Genomic DNA, 20010 nt, shown 5'->3' with positions numbered 1-20010 from the left:
CAGATTTTGGGGGGAATTGTAGCACGGAAATATTACCGGGCTAACCGATGTAAACCAATTAATAGAAAGTCATAGAAATCTACAATCAATAATCAAATTTTAGCGGTATAACCAATTTAACCCGAGTCAATCTGGTTGGACACTCCTTAGTATTTTCTTCTAACCCGAAAAATACGCCTTAGGTCACATAATTGGCTATTTAGTGGCACAGGCTAGCGAGCATTGATATTATCAAAGTAGGCATTTGTTCAATCAATAGGCATTCACATACCCTATTACCTAGAGGACAAGCATGATTTTCGATAGTTTGATCATTAGAAATTTAATCTGTAACGTATTGACATTTAAGAACAAATGTTCCAAAGCGCGAAAATCACTCCACTTCTCTCTTTTATCTATTCAAAAAATAAAAACCAGTCTCAGAGGTCACTATGAAGCCATTATTTAAGACAGCAGCACTGACAAACAATAATTTTAAGCAATTTATTGCGAACATCGCTTTCATCATAGGTTTGCTCCACCTGGCATTTTCCGCACACGCCCGGCAATCGCTGGAAGCGGAAGAAAATAAGCATTACTTTCTGCTTGAAAAAACCTACATCGTCCAGTTAGATGCTTCGCCACTGGCGAGTTATAACGGCGAAATTAACGGATTGCCCGCAACCAACCTGCAAAACAATTCAGTTTCAAAAGTTGGACTTCCGGGAAAAAAGCTTGATGTTAACAGCAAAGCGAGTCAAACCTATATTCGCTACTTAAAACAACAGCAACAAGATATCATGTCAAATGCTGCCCAACACCTGAAACAGGATCTCAATATCGGCTTTACTTTCCAGCATGTATTGAACGGATTCACTGTGAACATCACTTCCAGCCAGGCGGCGCTCCTACGCTCATTACCTGGTATCAAGTCAGTTATTCTGGCCCCGAAAATCAAAGCCGAGACTGATCGTGGACCATTATTAATAAACGCACCTGCTGCTTGGGACGCTTCAGCAACAGGAGTTGCGGCACAGGGCGAAGGTATTGTTGTGGCCGTCATAGACAGCGGCATCAGACACGATCACCCTTCTTTTGCACAGGTTGACCCAACCGACGGTTACATCCATGTAAACCCATTAGGTAACGGTGTCTTCCTTGGACATTGCGCTACCAACGCAGGATATTGCAATAATAAACTAATTGGCGCATATAACTTTGCTGACGGTGTGAACGACCCTGAAGACTCAGACGGTCATGGGACTCATGTTGCTTCCACCGCAGTTGGCAATCGGCTTTCTTTTGACTTAGGCGGAGGGAATTCACTCGACTTATCTGGCGTAGCGCCTCGCGCCAATCTTATAGCCTATCGCATATCTGGCGATGACGGAATTGCATCGGGCGGCGCATCGGTGGCGGCCATTAATCAGGCAGTCGCTGATGGCGTTGATGTGATTAACTATTCTTTTGGTGGTTCCGCGTTTAATCCCTGGTCTGCGTCAGATTCGCTGGCCTATCGCAACGCCAGAGCAGCCGGTATTATCGCCATTACATCTGCTGGAAATGATGGCCCCAATCCAGAAACTGTAGGCTCTCCCGGCGATGCGCCCTGGATAACATCGGTGGCCGCCAGTACGCATGATCGTGGTGCATTCCCAACCAAAACACTCTCTAACATGAGCGGTGGTTCTACAACCCCGCCAGGCACAATTAGTGGTCGTAGTTTAACAGCTTCGATAACAGCCCCCATCGTCTATGCCGGTAACTTTTCAAACGGCGACACTAACCCGGAACAATGCCTTAACCCGTTTCCACAAGGCACATTTAGCGGACAAATTGTTGTTTGCGATCGCGGCGAAATTGCCCGAGTACTAAAAGCCCAACATGTCGCTGCGGGTGGTGCTGGCGGATTTATTCTGGCCAATATACAAGGCGGCAGTAATTTTTTAGCCGATGATATTTATGTGGTTCCTGGTATCCATATTAATGCTAACAACGGCGATACCTTAAGAACCTGGTTAGCATCGGGCTCCAATCATATGGGGACAATCAACGGCACCAACGGCGCTGTAGGTGTTGACCCTTCAGCCGCAGATATAACAGCAGCCTTTAGCTCTCGTGGCCCTAACCCGACGGCAAATGGCGTGATAACCCCCTCGGTTGCCGCACCAGGCGTTAGTATCTTTGCCGCAGGAATTGGTGATGTTGATTATGCCTTCCTTCAAGGTACCTCAATGGCAAGCCCTCACGTGGCAGGTGCTGCCGCGTTAATTAAACAATTGAAACCTACCTGGACTGCAGGCCAAATTCATTCAGCCTTGATGTCGACAGCGGTGACCAGTTTAGTCAAAGAAGACGGAACCACACCTGCTGACGCCTTCGATATAGGTGGTGGAAGAATTGATATTCAAGCTGCAGCAAACGCTGGTTTGCTGATGGACGAAACTATCAATAATTTTACCGCAGCCGATCCCTCAAACGGTGGCGATCCGCGGACCCTTAACTTACCAGGAATGACCGATCCTGAATGTAATGTATCTTGTAGTTGGACGCGAACAGTTTCCGCTGCAACGGCAGGAACCTGGAATGCCAGTTTTGTCACTGACACAGGACTAACTTTAGGTGTCACACCAGATAACTTTACGCTCGCTCAAGGGGCGACGCAAAATTTGTCAATCACAGCTGATATTAACGGTGTTGACGGAGACTGGTTATTCGGTAGATTAGTGCTAACTCCCACCAACAATTCTATTTCCACAACCCAATTTCCAGTTGCCGTTAAAGTCAATAATAGCAATATGCCTGAAGCCTTTACCCACTCCTCGCAACGAAATTCAGGCCAGCATACGCTTCAAAATATCGTCACGATTACATCACCGACGCTAGAAGCGGCAGGCTTTATGGTAGAAAGTACGCCGGTACAAAAATCACTGGCCGCAGACTCGGATAATAGTTCGGCATTTGATGACCTCACCGATGGTGTAACTTTTGAGCTCATTACCGTCGCTGCAGGCAGTACGCAATTATTTGCCCAGACTTCCAATTCAACGGCAGCCGACCTTGATCTCTTTATCGGCAGAGATACCAATGGTGACGGGCAACCGCAGGAGTCAGAAACGTTAGCCTCAAGTACTTCATCTGGCGCAGATGAGCGAATCCAACTCAACAAACCCGTCGCAGGGAACTACTGGATTCTGGTTCAAAACTGGAGCGGCGCAGCTTCAGGAAACGACACATTTACCTCCATTAGCGGCGTAATTGGAAATAGCCCAAGCCAGAACCTGACAATCGATGCACCAACATCTTCAGATGGAACGACTCCCTTTAACCTGGGATTAAACTACTCTGCCCTCAATACAAACGGCGCGCAATATTTCGGCGTGGTAGCACTGAGTCGCGGTTCAAACATCGGCGATATTGGTACTGGCTCATTTGTCCTAAGCCGCGACAATAATGATGTGTCGATTAGCACATCTGCGAGTAGCGTTGTTGTTGGTAGTAATCTTCAAGTTACTGTTACGGTATCACCAAGCTCCAACGAGCAACGTCAATATACAACGACAATTACACTGCCTTCCGGCATCACCGCAGACGCAACGAGTTTGACTAACGGTGCAACAATGAGTGGTAGCACTATTAGCTGGAACACAACTGTCAGCGGCAGCAACGCAAGTTTTCAGTTTAACTTACAGGCTGATGCCTCTGTTGCGGGACAAACCGTCAATCTATCCGTTGATCATAATGTGGATTTACCTAATGCTCAGTTAGAAAGCGCGACAACCTCGTTTAGCGTTCAAGCTCAAAGTAGCGGCGGCGGAAACACCGGAGGAAGTAGCAGTTCAGGTGGTGGTGGCGCGAGCTTGTGGTTGATGTTAATTATTGCCATTTGTGCAGGTAGATCGAAATCCCTTCGATTTCTGCGAGGCTTACGTTAAAGCCACCCATTAGCTATTATCAAAAAAATAAAGAGAGTGCTGTTCAGCACTCTCTTTTTATATTTCATACCTCTTACTCTTTCATAAAAAAATACTTCTCACCGCTTGCCGAATTGATTGAGAGTTGAGTCGATAAAAACTGACATAAGGAGTTATTGCAGGCCGATTAGGCGCTCATTGCAGCGTATAGTAGGCCTGTGGGCATAATGGGCGACCACATCAGACATTGAAATAGCCGATTTTATACTGTCATTTTATATTGATTCGGCTCTATAATACGCCAACAAAAATTTTCAATCTCAGGAGCTCTTTCATGGCTGCCAAAAAGCAAAATGCTTTTTATGCTCAATCAGGTGGTGTTACATCGGTAATCAATGCGTCGGCTTGCGGCGTTATTGAAACAGCCCGTCAACACAAAAAGGTAATCGGTAAAGTCTACGCGGGGCGCAATGGTATTATCGGCGCTTTAACCGAAGATTTGATTGATACTAGTAAAGAATCTAAAAAAGATATCGCAGCTTTAAAACACACTCCATCCGGTGCATTTGGTTCTTGTCGTTATAAACTAAAAAGTATTGAAGAAAATCGTGCTGAATATGAAAGACTTATTGAAGTTTTTAAAGCGCATGATATCGGGTACTTTTTCTATAACGGCGGTGGCGACTCAATGGACACGGCACACAAGGTTTCTCAATTAAGCGAAACGATGGGTTACCCCATGACTTGTATCGGTATTCCTAAAACAGTCGACAATGATTTACCGATTACTGACAACTGCCCAGGTTTTGGTAGCGTGGCAAAATATGTCGCGGTTTCAATTCGAGAAGCCGGGTTTGACGTGGCGTCAATGGCGAAAACTTCAACCAAAGTTTTTGTCATGGAAGTAATGGGACGACATGCAGGTTGGATTGCTGCAGCAGGCGGTCTGGCGGCAGAGAAAGAAGGTGACTCACCACACATTATCTTATTTCCTGAAATTGCATTTAATAAAGAAAAATTTCTCAAGAAAGTGAACCGATGTGTAAAGAAATTTGGGTACTGTGCAATTGTCGTTTCTGAGGGTGCCAAGTATAAAGATGGCACTTTCCTGGCAGATGCAGGTACCGTTGATGCATTCGGTCATAAGCAACTTGGTGGCGTCGCACCCGTTGTAGCGCAAATGGTTAAAGCGGAACTAGGCTTTAAATACCACTGGGCAGTTTCGGATTATCTTCAACGTGCAGCACGTCATATCGCCTCAGCAACCGATGTGGAACAGGCCTACGCAATGGGACAAGCAGCGGTCGAATTTGCAGTCGCAGGCAAAAATTCCGTCATGCCTACTATCGTTCGAAAAAATACTAAATCTTACAAATGGAGCATCGGTGAAGCACCATTATCTGCGGTAGCAAATGTCGAAAAAATGATGCCGAGAAAATATATTTCTGCCGATGGAATGCACATCACTGACGCGTGTCGTGACTATATGTTGCCATTGATTAAAGGCGAATCTTATCCTCCATACAAAAATGGTTTACCGCAATACGTCACCCTTAAAAATGAACCAGTAAAAAAGAAACTTCGTAAAAAGTTCGAAATATAATTTTCTAAACATAAAAAAACTCCGCTCACCTGAGCGGAGTTTTTTTCCTGCAGACGAAGGATTACCTTCATTTTTTTCTTTCGCGTTTACTCGCCAGCTAATTTAAATTCTAGTGTCACGCTCTGATTAAAAGTTGAAACCGCTGCACCATCTTTTTTCTCAGGAGTGTACTTCCATTTACGTAACGCTTTGCGTGCACTCTTTTCAAAGTATCCTTTTGGTTTTGCTTCAACAACCTTAATATTTACCGGGTCACCATGGGGATTAACATCAAAGGATAACGTGACATAGCCTTCAATATTATCTGCTGCGGCTTTCATTGGATAACTCGGTTCAACTCTGACTTTAGGCGCTAAACCACCATCACCATTAACAGCCGAACCGACTCCCATAGCATCACCAACAAGTCCAGGTTTAAAGGAAGCCTTAAAACCTTTGATTCCGCCTGTTGAGAATGCTACCTTCATCGGTGTTGCCTTCTCGGGCTTCGATTCGCGTACAGTTTTTGTTAGTTTTTTTACCGGCTTTAATTCTGGCGGTTTTTTAGGAGGTCGTCGCGTTATAACTTCAACGGGAGTATCCTTAGGAACTGAAATGATATCTATCGGAACCGGTGGTTCTGAGTCAATGGCATGTGCTTCCTGATCAATCAAGCTACTCATCAAACCGAAAAGAAAAAAAGAAAATACTACAGCTACTCCAAACGCAAATATTTTTTTCATAAACCACTCCTGATATTTTGTTAGCATTTGTTACAAACGCGATACGTCAAAATAGGGGTTTTAATTTATGAATTTTTATTTTTTTATTTTTTGTGAAGAAGTTTTTACCACATCTGTGTAGTCAGGTACTCGCTTTTTACGAGATTATTAAAACGCTCAATAAGACGCGCTTTGAATCGAGTATCCTTTTGCGCATTGATTGCTTTGACTGCAGTAAACAGAGATTGTTTGTATCCCTGTTGTCTATTTTGCAGCACAATAAAAGTAAATTCAAAAGCGAGCCCGATGACTTGAGCGGCGGGCAAGATTTTGTCATTGCTTAACCCTAAAGGTAATCCGGTCCCGTCGTGACGTTCTGAAGACTGTAATACAAGTTCCGCGGCCACGCTCCAACCGGACATTCTGGAAAGCAAACCTGATGCAAAAAATACTTGCTCAATAGTTAATTGGCCTGGTTCCTTTTCCACCGCGATTAACCGAGACAATCCTAAAAAAATAACCGCGGCGCTTAGCTGGTCCTCATCAACACGACGTCCAAGTTTTTCATTAAGTTTGAGTGCTAACGTGTTACAGATAGACATAAATTGTTCGTGTAGTGGATCGGCGTGAGCCTGTCTATCCGAAATAAATTCGAAAAACTCTGAGTCGGTCGCGTCAAGAAAACTAAAAGCCCGGCCATGCTCTTCATTGATGGCAACCAGATCTAAGTTAAAGTGACCGTCTTGAACTGCGATAATCGCTTTTTCTGTGATAGCAAGACGTTGACCTGATTGGTTGTTCTCGATTTGATCAATAATTTGTTCAAGACGCTCTAAAACATTTTCGTCGACTTCAGCTTTTTGAACTAACGAATCCAATTGCTTTTCAATTTCACTGACAGCTACTACCGCAAACTGTCCATAAATATCATCATAATCGATTGTTCCGCTTCGAATATCTGAAAATAAATCTTCCAGTTTGTGGCTTGCATCTACAAACCTTTCGAGGAACACCATATTGCAATTGCCTTTCACCGTGTGCAAGGCACGAAACATTCTGTCAATCACACCAGCATCTGCGCCAGACTCTAAAATTGTCGCGCATTCATTAATGTCCTTTATGGCTGCTTTAACGTCCTCATAAAACTCTTGTTTGACTTCGTCTTCTAGCTCATTGAAGGATTCATAACTCATCAGATTTACTCAAATTTCTACCCGGTATTTTTTATATTTATTCACTTCCTACCCAAACTATTTAGGCATATACCCGTACGACCCGAAACTCGGCTTGTTGTCTCATGTTAATGAGTTGAGCACAAAATCAAATTGCACTCTCTCAAAGTATGGCAAAAATAAAGAAAAAATGTGAGTTATTAATGACATAGCAACAAAAAAGGGCTCGTTCGAGCCCTTTTGTACAGCCGGGAGTGACCCCAGGAATAGCAACTATGAAAGTAACGGTGCGATCACCAGACTAACAATCGCCATCACGTTAATCAGTATATTCATCGCAGGACCCGAGGTATCTTTGAACGGATCGCCGACGGTATCACCAACCACCGCCGCTTTATGAACATCAGATCCCTTGCCGCCAAAATTCCCTTTCTCAACATACTTCTTGGCATTATCCCAGGCGCCACCGGCATTGGCCATCGTTAACGCTAACAGCACACAAGTAATCAACGCTCCCGCTAACATTCCGCCCAGTGCTTGAGCGCCCAATCCAAATCCGATCACTGCTGGCGCAGACACAGCGAGCGCCCCAGGGATTATCATCTTTTTTAGTGCCGCTTGAGTCGCGATATCCACGCACTTGGCATTATCCGGCTCGGCATTACCTTCAAGAAGGCCCGGAATTTCCTTAAACTGCCGACGTATTTCTTTGATCATATCAAATGCCGCGCTTCCGACTGCTCTCATTGTGATCGCAGAAACCAGGAATGGAAAAATGCCGCCGATAAACATGCCCATCAATACTAACGGATCGTTTACTTCTAATTTAAATCCATCAATATTTTTCGAAACAGTCTCAATGTATGCGGCGATGATAGCCAAAGCAGCAAGACCGGCAGCACCAATAGCGAATCCTTTACCGATTGCAGCGGTGGTGTTCCCTACTTCGTCTAACCCATCAGTAATCTCTCGAACGTCTTCGCCGAGCTCAGCCATTTCTGCTATTCCACCGGCGTTATCAGCAACCGGGCCATAGGCATCAATGGCCATCGTTATACCAACTGTTGCTAACATTCCAACGGCACCGATTCCAACACCGTAAACACCGGCACCTTCAAGTAACTCCGCGCTGGCAAAAATAATTCCGGCAATAGTCAACACAGGAATAACCACAGATTCCATGCCAACAGCTAACCCGGCAATCATGACCGTTGCCGGTCCTGTTTCACCTTCACGGGCTAACTCTTGAACCGGCTTACCGCCAGTATAATATTCTGTGACCAGGCCAATCACACTACCGCCGACAGCACCGCAAATGACGCAATACCAGATATTGACGGAAAGTCCCAACCAGTCGATTAACACGTACGCAGCGGCAATTAAAAGTAAGGTTGCGCCAAGTGTCCCCGTTCGAAGCGCTTTTGCTGGTTCGGCATTTGAGGCTAACTTGACGATGACAATGCCAATGATCGAACAAATCAGCCCTACTGACGCAAGCGCTAATGGAAGAAACATCAAGGCCTCTCTATTGTCACCCCCCGTCAATGCAGCCACAGTTGTCCCGGCCATTGTTGACGCAATGGCAATTGACGCAATCATGGAGCCACAGTACGACTCAAAAATATCGGAGCCCATGCCTGCCACATCACCGACATTGTCACCGACATTGTCAGCTATTACCCCAGGATTTCGAGGGTCATCTTCAGGTATGCCTGCTTCTATTTTTCCAACCAGATCAGCCCCGACATCCGCGCTTTTGGTGAAAATTCCACCGCCTACTCGGGAAAATAGCGCAACCACTGAAGCCCCCATACCGAATCCGTGAATCGCTTCCGCATGTTCTGGGTTTCCACCGAAAACATAATACATACTGCCCAAACCAAGCAGTCCCATTGATGCCACAGCTAACCCCATCACGGAGCCACCATAGAATGCGACGGTCAAAGCTGAGGCCGCCCCCTTTTCCGATGCTGCGACAGTGGTTCTGACATTTGCACTAGTCGCGGTGTACATACCGATATACCCGGCAATAGCAGAACTTAATGCACCAACCACAAACGCGGTGGGTGTATGCCATGAGCCAAAACCAATAAATAATAAAACAGTTAGAACAACTAGAAACCCACCGAGAATGGTATATTCGCGACGCATAAACACCATCGCACCATCATGAATTGCTGCGGCAATTTTTGCTGTTTTGCCTTCACCACCAGAATACTTTTGAATAAAAAGGTAAATCACAAAGGCTGCAACCAGCCCTACCACGCCTAATACTGGCGGTAATTGAACAAGATCCATACTTCCCCCAAACAGTTAAGATGATATTTCCGAGCCAACTTTCTTTAACTTTGGTTTAACTCTAATCTCTTATCATTGACCTCAAAACAGTCTGGTGACGACTTGAAGCCATTGGCCGCAGTAAGAAAAGTTAGCAAGACAAATATTGTTGTTTACAGGTATCAGCGATACCCCACTACTTACGGGCGAACCAACTGCATGACAGGGATCGTTAGATACGGTGCCTCCTAAAAATCAACAACCGTATCTCTCGGTAGCCCATCTGCCATAGGTAAAAGTTTTATAAATCAGTATTGTTCGACTGAATCAGGAAAAAACTCCTGCTTCTGTATAACAGTAATTAAACGAGAGGTAAATAAGCGAATAGTCGTTATTTTAAGTTATTGATTAATAAGCTGTTTAAATAATTTTCGCTAAGAGTTTATTTTGCGGTGCAGTATCGCTATAATACGCGCCAAAATTTTATCTTCAAAAACAAGTACACCAAAATGAGCCTGAACAAAGTACCCGCTGGTAACGATTTACCGGAAGAAATTAATGTAATTATCGAGATCCCAGCACACGCAGATCCAGTTAAGTATGAAGTAGACAAGGACTCAGGGGCGATTTTCGTTGACCGTTTTATGGCCACCTGTATGCACTACCCAACTAACTATGGTTATGTGCCACACACATTATCTGAAGATGGCGACCCGGTTGACGTTTTAGTACCGACACCTTTCCCGCTTTTAGCTGGTTCGGTTATCAAGTGTCGTCCAGTCGGCGTATTAAAAATGACTGATGAATCAGGTACTGATGCAAAAATATTAGCTGTTCCGGTTCGCAAGTTAACGCCTGTTTACCAGAATGTAAAAGAGCACTCTGACTTACCTGAGCTTCTACTCAACCAAATTCAGCATTTCTTTGAGCACTACAAAGATCTTGAGTCTGGAAAATGGGTTAGAATTGAAGGTTGGGGTGACGCAGCACAAGCGAAAGCAGAAATTACCGATAGCGTTAATCGTTACGAAGAAGCACCTGAAAAACCCGCTTTCTAATAATAGAAAATCAATAAAAAAGGCGATTATCTAATCGCCTTTTTTATTGCCTAAATTTTAGTCGAAAAATTATAGCATCACTTACTAGTTACCACTTTCACTCGTCGGTTGGTTCATGACCAACTTACCATATTGTGATTCGATATTATTTTGCATTAACTTCATACGAATCTTAAACTCACTTTTAATCGTTGAGAACATTGGGTCTTGTCTGGCAGTATCAAACGAAGGATCGGCATCAGCCCACCAAAAGTCTACAAAACCTTCTTGGACCGATTGCCTTAACAAGGCTAACGCGTTTCTCTGCTCACCCTTTAACGCAGCCAACGCAGACTGTAAATATCGAATCGATTGCGAATCAAAACCTTCTGCTTTTAATTGCTGAACTTCACTATCAACCACGCTGAGATAATGCTCTGACTTAAGTTGATTTCCAAGCGCTTTATAGGTTCGGGCTAAAAATAGTTGAATGCGAATTGTATCTTCATCAACGCGCTCCGGGTTCTTGGCACGGGCTAACGCTAATGACTCAGCTAAATCTTCAAGTGCAAGTTTCCACTTTTCCTGCTTCATCAAAGCTAAGCCTCGCCACAATCGCTGTCCCCAATCTTGGGTCGATTCCTCAAAACTCTCAACCCAATTGTAATAAGCTGGCATGTCGTCGCTAGCAATCCAGATAAACGCTTGCAACCAGTCAAATTTGTTACCGAAATCATGCTTACCCATTTCCAATTTTTTCAACTGATCGATATTTTGCTGGGCCAACTGGAATTCTCCGAGCGGGATAAATATTCGACTAGAATTGATTAACCAGGACATTTCATTATCACCCAATTGGGCAAATCGACTGTACATGCTGTAGGCTTGATCCAATTGGCCAACATTGTAACTCACCTCGCCGGCAATACTGTATGCGGCAGGATAGTTAGGATTGTTTCTCACAACAGTATTAAACACGTCCATGGCATCTTTATAATCCCCATATCGAACCAGGTCTTTAGCCCTGTTATATCCAACGACTGCAGCGCGTGGGTCAATTTCATAAGCTTTTTTCCGCAGTTTTGCGCCATCGGAAAAATTCCCTTCTTCTTGTAATATCGAGCCATACCACATATAGGCTTCGGCAATCGAGGGGTTGATATCAATAGCCCTCAGCAAATGGACTTTCGCAATTTCGAGCTCTTCTTTTTTGCCTTCCTTCTTTTTCGAATTTGCCATTTGCCAGTACATAAGCCCTTTAACTGCATGCGCCGCGCCTAGTTTAGGATTTAACTGTAATGCCTTTTCAACAAGCGGCTTCGCTTTCTCAACCCCTTCATCTTTTTTGATATATCCGTAGCTGACTTTTAACAAATGGACTTCCGCTAACATTGCCATCGCTTCCGCATAATTAGGGTCAATTTCCAGTGCTTTTTCAAAGTCTTTAATCGCGTTTTCAAAATCCGTTTTTCCACGATTGCGTAAAAAAGCCAAACCACGGGAATACTCGGCAAACGCAGCAATATTCTGGGTGCCAATTTCAGATGTCTCAGGCTCGGTTTCCCCAAGTAGACTCACTTTTAATTCATTGAGCACTGACTGTGCGATTTCATCTTGCACTTTAAAAACGTTACTTGTGGTACGGTCCCAGGATTTTGAAAAGACATGAACATCTTCGTCCGCTTTAATCAACTGAGCAGTTACTCTAATGAGGTCACCAGAACGTCTGACACTCCCCTCCAGCACATATTGAACGCCTAGTTCATGAGCGATTGTCTTAATATTAATATTGGTTTTTTTGTACTGAAACGATGATGTTCTTGCGGCAACCCGCAGCTTTTTATTTCTCGCCAATACATTGAGCAATTCTTCAGACAAACCGTCGGCAAAAAACTCGTCTTCGTTTGAGTCGCTAAAGTTAGCAAAAGGTAGAACCGCAATGGTTTTTTGATCTTTTTGCGGCGCGATCATTTTCTGCAAATTTCCAGGTTCAGCAATACTCGCTTGCGCTGGTTCACTTGCACTGTTGTAGTAAAGGAAGGCCGCTCCAATTCCAAAGAGCGTAATTACCGCAAGCTCAGCGAACCTGGCTCGATAATTCGCGGCAGTGAATTCACCATCCGCATCTCCCCTTTCAACACTGGCAACACGCTTACGCTCAATTCGAATATCAAGCATCCACCCAGCAATTAATGCGACGGGAAAACCGGCAAATGCCATCAATACCATCGACGACATAACCCAATCAGCTATACCCAGAACGGGCAGCAGAATATCGGCTATTTGGATAATACCCCATGCAATAGCAGCGTAGAAGGTCGCTGCCTTAAAGATCTTTCGAGTTTTTACTTCTTCCCAAATACCCGGCATGAGAATTCCTGACCATAAAGCTCATAAGAGTCTGATTTATCTATCATAACCTAAAGGACGACAAGTTCAACGAAATTGGCGGATTTTTGCCACTAACAATCCCATTTTTATTTCGCGTTAACGAAAATAATGAATTCCGCGCTCTCTTAGGCATTTTCGATTCAATACTATCAGATTCAAGGTTGTATAATGTTTTTGTACTATCTTTTTGTTTCTAATATTAATACTTAATTAGTCTGACTAATTCAAAGAATTAATTAGTTTTCAGCCCGATATTGCCGCTCACCGTTGACATGCGAATGACACCACTACCGTTACCGGCGGTAAAACGTAAATTATGTGAGTTGATAAAGGTACTCTTGGGCCTATCTTCAGAATATTCGTTGACGATATCACCACCAGGTGCAGTCTCCATAGAAATTCTGGCATTCAAGCCACCTTTGACGTAATAAAAAGCTTCGCCTGAAACGCTACTGAGTTTAAGTTCGCCTTCTTCCAGCAAACTGCCATATATTCTTGTGTCTCCAGAAACCGTTGAAACACTCGCAGATTCGATTTGTTCTGATTTAACTACCAAATCTGCGGACACGCCGCTAATACTTAGCTTCTTGCAACTTACTTTAGCATCGAGATCGCCGCTAACAGTAGACACCTCAAGACTGCCGTCAATATCATCCAGTTCCAACTCACCGCTGACACTATTAATATAAGTTCTGCCCTGCGTGTTCTTTACTTTAATATCACCGCTCACTGAATTAATATCGACTCCACCATTAATTTCTGCGACGTTAACATCAGTCGCGACGCCGGAGAATATCAGCTTTGAACCGACTGGGATCATAATTTTTAGCTTTGAACCTTCACGACTTCTTGAGCCAGAATTTCTTGGCAGTTTTACTTTAATAAAAGTGTGCCCACCTTCAGACTTAAACACAAACTTCTCTGTTAAATCGTCCAAAGTACCAGAAACTTTAACCTGGTTTTGCTGCCAACCTCGTATTTTTATGTCACCACGTACATTGTGAACTTCAACAATGCCTTCGGCCTCAACATCAAGACTTTTATCAACTTTGTCGCCGGCCATCGCCAGTGAACAGAAACCGAAGAAAAATAACGGGACAAATAGTGGAGCCAACTTCTTCATATTTTTTCCTCACTAAACACATCTTGATTTAATTTCGCCAGCTGGGACAACACTGTCAACTCCTGTTGATAGGTCGCCTTTAACAACTTTGGCAGTCCGGGATTGTCAGGCTGCTTTACAATCGCCGCTTTCAATTCTTTAGTCGCTTGTTCAATAATCAACAAATGGCTTTTTACTTCAGAGAGCAGATCAGAGTTTGTGTGTGACGAATTTAAACCAATCTGCGTAATAAGCGCCGACTTTGCTAAACCGTACTCAAGCTCCATTGCTTTAATCTGTAGCGGAATCACCTGCTTCGCCGATAACACTCTCTGACTATCGGCATAAACCCGCTGCGCAGTCTGTAGATTTTTCCAACTATAAAATGCCGAACTAAAACTAATCGCTAGGGTAGCTGCAATTGACCAGGGTATCCAGCGCGGAGTGTAAACTTTTGTGTCCTGTTTTGGCAACCTGGCTGCAATTTCAGGCCAAAGATCCCTTGAAGATTCCGTTTGTTGTGGCAACTGTTTGATCGCTGCCGCCAACTCTCGTTCTTTTTTCAGGTCGACTGTGGGTTCGTCTTCCATTTTCGGTCTCCTGCGTTAAAACACTTACGACTATTCATTGAGTACTGGTTAATTGAGTACTGGTCGCAAGGGACATTCACTAACCGGCATTTTTGATATAGCTGAATCAATATGACCAGGCCTTTATTAACGGCTAACGTATTGATTTCGCAATAACGTGCGGGCTCTGGATAGCTGAGCTTTGGATGTTCCTTCCGCAATACCCAGCATTAACCCAATTTCACGATGCCCGTAGCCTTCAACATCGTGCAACACAAAAACATTCCTGGCGCCATCAGGTAATTTTGTAATTAATCGGTCCAAATCCATTTTATGCTCAGCACCTAATTGGCTAAAAATAGTGCTGTCATCAAACTCTACCGCTTTTTGCCAGACTTTCTCACTTTTTAAACGTAACCTGTCGATCACCAGACGAGAAGCAATCTTTCTTAGCCAGGTGTAAAAACCACTTTCCTGCCGAAATTCAGGCAATGCTAACCAAGCCTTCACATAACTTTCTTGTAGAATTTCCTCTGCAATTTCAGTTGAACCAGTCATACGACGGCAAAACATCAATAGGCGTTGATAAAACTCCCGATACAGTTGCTCGAATGCACGAACATTGCCTGCTTTTGATTCTATAACCCAGTTGGAAACTTGCTCCAGCCGATTAATTTCGCGGTTTTCTATTTCCTGCTTTTTCGCCTGCAATGAATGTGCTCGCTTGTCACTTTTATCATATTTACTCAACGCTATTACTCTAATTGACGACAAAAACAAGCGAATGGTTTATATCAATTTTCAAAAAAGCTGAATAAATCAACAATCTGACTTATCCTCTAGATAAGAGTTCACGTAAATCAATTAACCCGGCATTGGCTCTACTAATATAAGAAGCCATTACTAGTGAATGATTGGCGACAAAGCCAAAACCATCGCCATTTAATATAATTGGACTCCACACAGTCTCTTGCGTAGATTCTAATTCGCGAATAATCTGCGCAAAACTTGCCTTAGCATTTTTCTTTTCTAACACCGGCGCAAAATCAACCTCGATAGCTTTCAGAAGATGAATGAGTGCCCAACAGGCGCCACGAGCTTCATAAAAAGTATCATCAATTTCTAGCCAGGGGGTTTTAACTGAAAGGTTCGATGCGCTTTCTGTTGATTGCGATGCAGCTGTGTCGCCAGATAGATCAGTGTTGATTCTTTCCTGACCAACTGATGCAGACAATCGCTGTGATAAACCACCAAGCCTTTTTTCAACCAGGGTTAACCAAGCTCTCAGATTATCAGCCCGGGCGTAAAATTGTGCATCGGGATTATCAAGCTTGCCAAGCTCCTCTCGATAAGCAGCCAATTGCGCGATTCCTTTCTCATATTTACTCTCTGCCGCTGGCCATATCCATAGCGTATGATCATTATTTAACAATGGCTCTGCTTCTTTAAGCAATGAATTTTCTAATGATTGCGATTGAGAACGGCTAATATGGTTTCTCAACGCTGACACCATATCTCTCACCTGAACCAATACGCCAAACTCCCAATTAGGAATATTATCAAGAAAAACTGATGGCGGGAGGACATCATTACTAAGAAAACCACCGGGTTTGTTCAGTAGTGTGTTTGCAATCTTTTCTGTTGTAATAACAGTAGTATGACCGACAATCAGTTGCTTATCCTGGCCATTAGTCCGGTAGGCACCGGCGTCATTAACACTGAATTGATCAGGTTCTGAGCTCCAGTACATTCCAAGTAGGTAAAATAAAATAAAAACCAACAAGACACTGTAGCTGATTAACCTCGTCAAAGAAGCAGTTTCCTGATCGCTTTGAGAATCTTGGACGACTTCTTCCTCGCTAACTGCGGCTTTCTTATTCCAAAATTTCAACATGGCTTATTTCCTTGGTCTGTCAATAATTTTTGTGGAGCAAACGTATCGAGTTTTAATTCATTCGATGCTTTCAATCTGGTGCTATGGCGTTACCGTAAAACTCTCTTTAATATCTTGTTCAAAGGTAAGGTGAACTTCAAACGGTTTAGTGATCAGCCCTTTGTCAATTCCCATTAACATTATATGGTATCCACCGGGGACAAATTTCAAGGATTTTCCGGACTCTATTTCCAACTTGTCGACATGCTTCATTTTTGCCACGCCATTCTCTACTTTTGACTGATGAATCATCGTATGGTGGGCAACATTTGTGCTGGCATCGAGCAGCGCAACTTTTGATTTTCCAGTATTGGTAATTGTCAGGTAAATCGCCGCTGTTGGGCTGACTGATGGAACTTTCGGCATCACAACATCTGAAATTTCTATAGATTCATGATTTCCAGCCAGCAGTTGAGCAGTTCCAAACATTAAAAGGATGGTGAGCAATAATTTCATTTTGTTCATTATTTGAGCCGCTATAGTGATGATTGATACAAAGCCAGTTAGCCTTGCTACTTGATGAAAGATAGTTGATTTTACCAACATAAGTCGCAATTTAGGATAACTATTTAACAAAAAAGCTCCTTTAGGTGAATCTAAAGAAGCCTCTTAGTAAATCCATAGGAGTATTGAAATTACCTGACTCGGATTTAATTATTCGCGAGCCAGAATCTTTATTTGAGTTAGTAAAAATAGCGTCACAGACTCCTAATTCAGGGCCTAGTAAAACAGTGCCCCTGCAATCACGTAAGCAAAAAATGTAGGTACAGTAAAGGTCAATAAACACAATACTGCGACCACTCTTACCAGCGTAACATCCCATCCAAACTGACGCGCTAGCCCAGCGCATACGCCCATTATTTTACTGCGAGCTCTTGGTCGCTCTCGATAACTGTCGTAACTTCTTCTGTCATAATACCCGCTGTCATAACGTCGATAGTGGCTATATTTACTCATATTCGTTCTCCAACCCCTGTCTTGTTTAATCGTTCAACTTGTTCCAAACAACTCTGCTTATCTAATCGGCGGACAATGGAAGTCCACCGATTGCCTCATCATTAAGACGCTTTCTTATTGATTCTGGCTTTTAGCTCAGCTAATTCAGCGTCGAGTTTTTCATCGTTTCCAAGAGCATCAATCTGTTCGCTTAAACTAGCATTACGTCCTAAATCCATGGCCTCAACTTCCGCCTCCAGTTCATCCATGCGTTTTTCAAACCGCTCAAATCTGTGAAGTGCTTCGTTTATGGCGGAGTCATCAATTTGTTTTCGCATTTGAATAGTAGACTTAACCGTTTCATGTCTTGCTACTATCGCATCACGACGCGCAATCGCCTCATTTAACTTAGATTGAAGCTTGCTGATATCCTGCTCCAACCTCATTAATGCAGTATCAAGTTCCTTTAGCTCATTTGTCTGGGCTTCAATGGCCTGCTCAACTCGGCGCTTTTCCTGAAGGGCTTGTCTGGCAAGATCTTCGCGATCTTTATTTAGCGCTTTTTCAGCCCTGGCTTGCCAAAGCTCCACTTCTTCAGCCATATTTTTTAGCTGTCGCTGCATATCTTTTTTATCCGCGATGGTTTTAGCGGATTGTGTTCTCACGTCAAACAACGTCGTTTCCATTTCGGCGATAATCATTCGAACTAGCTTTTCTGGATTTTCTGCTTTGTCCAACATGGCTGAGACATTGCTATTGACGATATCTGAAAAACGCTTAAATACGCTCATTTGATTCCTCTCTATTTAAAAGCTGCAAACTGAAATACCCCACAACCAACGGACTAGTTTAAATTGTGGTTTGCTAAGTTCTTTTCACAGATCGTGCCAAGACTAACCAAAACCATCATAAAACAATGATTTATATGGGAATTTTCATTTTTGGCACAATAATTCAGAGAGATTTTAAGACCAGTAAAAAATCGGCAGGTAGGCATACGGACTAAAAATTAGTGAAATTGACAATACCACTAACCCAGTTGAATCACACCAACGAAAAAAGAAAACAATGTTGTCTCAAGGGCTAAATAGCAGCGCCTTCTACCAGTTTAAGCGCCTGTTCAATAACTTCGCATCCGGCATTTTCCTTATGGGCATTTTCACTTAAATATCGTCGCCACAATTTTCCTCGCGGCTGGCCATGGAATAGCCCAAGGATATGCCTGGCTATATGCTGTAACCGGGTTCCAGTGGCTAATTCTTGCTCAATGTAAGGTAACAAAGCCCTGGCAACCTGTAACCTCGAAAAAGGTTCTGACGATTCACCATAAAATTTTGAGTCAACTTCTGCCAAAATAAATGGATTGTGGTAAGCCTCTCGCCCAATCATCACGCCGTCAACATGTTGTAAATGCGCTTCAGCCTCTTGCAAGGTTTTGACTCCGCCATTAATAATGACTTCTAAATTGGGGAATTCCTGTTTGATTTGATAAACTTTTGGGTAACACAGCGGTGGAATTTCGCGGTTTTGCTTCGGGCTTAACCCAGATAATATAGCCTGACGTGCATGTATAATAAATGTCTGACAACCAACCTCTGCGACAGTCTTAACAAAATTAGCTAATGACTCATAGCTATCCTCATCATCTATACCAGTACGATGTTTTATTGTTACCGGAATATTTACTGCGGCAGACATAACGCCGATACATTCGGCCACCAATTCAGGTTCAGCCATCAAGCATGCGCCGATTTTTCCTGATTGAACACGATCAGAGGGACATCCAACATTCAAATTAATTTCATCATATCCATAATCTTCACAAATAACCGCAGAGCGGGCCAACTCTTTTGGATTTCCGCCACCTAATTGTACGGCAACAGGATGTTCGTCTGATCTAAATTGCAGATATCGTTGAGCCTCTCCAAATAAAATGGCCCCCGTTGTCACCATCTCTGTATAGAGGACTGCTTTTTTAGTTATCTGGCGCAGAAAATACCGATCATGACGATCAGTCCAATCCATCATGGGGGCAATAGAAATACGTCTATCTAACATTAATACGAAGTACCGCAAGCAAGTTTGAAGAGGCTATTTTATCAATTTCATGACCACTTTGCTTCAAATTTACCGCCTGCTTGAGCATATTTTTTCTTTAAACCCAAATATTTTCACTAATTAATTCAATCAGTTAAAAAAAAATAAATAATTTTTGAAAAAAATAGTTAAGCATTTTGAGATGTTGCCGATACATCTTGTATCAACTGAACATCACATCCAATCGTTTCATCAATAAGAATCTGGATTTGAGGTTCAAAAGCCAAGGCTGGCTGTGTCTTTCGAGTTAAAACTAAAATCTCGCAGATACCGATCAAGGAGTTTTTTTATTGGCTGTT

The 20010-nt window shown here is 43.2% G+C and carries 15 protein-coding genes; 3 read left to right on the top strand and 12 right to left on the bottom strand.

Annotation, left to right across the window (positions count from 1 at the left end; all coding sequences use genetic code 11):
- Window positions 1–431: 431 nt before the first annotated feature.
- Window positions 432–3914, top strand: coding sequence for a S8 family serine peptidase (locus FLL46_RS25295; RefSeq protein WP_142934987.1), 3483 nt, complete (start codon window positions 432–434; stop codon window positions 3912–3914).
- Window positions 3915–4227: 313 nt separating this feature from the next.
- Window positions 4228–5496: a 6-phosphofructokinase gene (locus tag FLL46_RS25290; RefSeq protein WP_142934985.1), complete on the top strand. Its 1269-nt coding sequence runs from the start codon at window positions 4228–4230 to the stop codon at window positions 5494–5496.
- 86 nt (window positions 5497–5582) lie between these two features.
- On the opposite strand, the gene FLL46_RS25285 is transcribed toward FLL46_RS25290, so the two are convergent.
- The 3 genes from FLL46_RS25285 to FLL46_RS25275 form a co-directional block, all read right to left on the bottom strand.
- Window positions 5583–6218 (bottom strand): energy transducer TonB, encoded by a 636-nt coding sequence (locus tag FLL46_RS25285; RefSeq protein ID WP_168204321.1) that lies wholly within the window; start codon window positions 6216–6218, stop codon window positions 5583–5585.
- Between the two features lie 104 nt (window positions 6219–6322).
- Window positions 6323–7390 carry an Hpt domain-containing protein gene (locus FLL46_RS25280; protein WP_142934982.1) on the bottom strand — a complete coding sequence of 356 codons (1068 nt, stop codon included), beginning with the start codon at window positions 7388–7390 and terminating at the stop codon, window positions 6323–6325.
- 252 nt (window positions 7391–7642) lie between these two features.
- A complete protein-coding gene (locus FLL46_RS25275) occupies window positions 7643–9667 on the bottom strand; it encodes a sodium-translocating pyrophosphatase (RefSeq protein ID WP_142934980.1) in 2025 nt (674 codons plus the stop codon).
- Between the two features lie 488 nt (window positions 9668–10155).
- Here FLL46_RS25275 and ppa point away from each other — a divergent pair, with 488 nt between their 5' ends.
- Window positions 10156–10704: an inorganic diphosphatase gene (gene ppa / locus FLL46_RS25270; RefSeq protein WP_142934978.1), complete on the top strand. Its 549-nt coding sequence runs from the start codon at window positions 10156–10158 to the stop codon at window positions 10702–10704.
- A gap of 84 nt (window positions 10705–10788) precedes the next feature.
- Here the strand turns inward: ppa and FLL46_RS25265 are convergent, their stop codons facing one another.
- The 9 genes from FLL46_RS25265 to dusA all read right to left on the bottom strand — a co-directional run bounded on the left by FLL46_RS25265 (window position 10789) and on the right by dusA (window position 19672).
- The gene (locus FLL46_RS25265) at window positions 10789–13053 is read right to left on the bottom strand and encodes a tetratricopeptide repeat protein (RefSeq protein WP_142934976.1); all 2265 of its coding nucleotides are present in this window, start codon (window positions 13051–13053) and stop codon (window positions 10789–10791) included.
- Window positions 13054–13306: 253 nt separating this feature from the next.
- Window positions 13307–14197 (bottom strand): DUF4097 family beta strand repeat-containing protein, encoded by an 891-nt coding sequence (locus FLL46_RS25260; protein ID WP_142934974.1) that lies wholly within the window; start codon window positions 14195–14197, stop codon window positions 13307–13309.
- On the bottom strand, window positions 14194–14766 hold the full coding sequence (locus FLL46_RS25255; RefSeq protein ID WP_142934973.1) for a hypothetical protein: 573 nt from the start codon (window positions 14764–14766) through the stop codon (window positions 14194–14196). The genes FLL46_RS25260 and FLL46_RS25255 overlap by 4 nt, the downstream gene beginning before the upstream one ends.
- A gap of 126 nt (window positions 14767–14892) precedes the next feature.
- Window positions 14893–15495, bottom strand: coding sequence for an RNA polymerase sigma factor (locus tag FLL46_RS25250; protein WP_168204320.1), 603 nt, complete (start codon window positions 15493–15495; stop codon window positions 14893–14895).
- An 82-nt stretch (window positions 15496–15577) separates the two neighbouring features.
- Window positions 15578–16639, bottom strand: a complete 1062-nt coding sequence (locus FLL46_RS25245) for a DUF2333 family protein (protein ID WP_142934970.1) — start codon at window positions 16637–16639, stop codon at window positions 15578–15580.
- 81 nt (window positions 16640–16720) lie between these two features.
- A complete protein-coding gene (locus FLL46_RS25240; RefSeq protein WP_142934968.1) occupies window positions 16721–17254 on the bottom strand; it encodes a copper chaperone PCu(A)C in 534 nt (177 codons plus the stop codon).
- Window positions 17255–17398: 144 nt separating this feature from the next.
- On the bottom strand, window positions 17399–17635 hold the full coding sequence (locus FLL46_RS25235; protein ID WP_142934966.1) for a PspC domain-containing protein: 237 nt from the start codon (window positions 17633–17635) through the stop codon (window positions 17399–17401).
- A 101-nt stretch (window positions 17636–17736) separates the two neighbouring features.
- Window positions 17737–18405 (bottom strand): phage shock protein PspA, encoded by a 669-nt coding sequence (gene pspA, locus FLL46_RS25230; protein WP_142934964.1) that lies wholly within the window; start codon window positions 18403–18405, stop codon window positions 17737–17739.
- Window positions 18406–18697: 292 nt separating this feature from the next.
- The gene (dusA, locus tag FLL46_RS25225) at window positions 18698–19672 is read right to left on the bottom strand and encodes a tRNA dihydrouridine(20/20a) synthase DusA (protein WP_142934962.1); all 975 of its coding nucleotides are present in this window, start codon (window positions 19670–19672) and stop codon (window positions 18698–18700) included.
- Window positions 19673–20010 lie beyond the last annotated feature (338 nt).

The organism is Aliikangiella coralliicola, assembly GCF_007004725.1.
Classification (GTDB): Bacteria; Pseudomonadota; Gammaproteobacteria; order Enterobacterales; family Kangiellaceae; genus Aliikangiella; species Aliikangiella coralliicola.
This window is presented reverse-complemented; position numbering and strand designations above follow the sequence as displayed.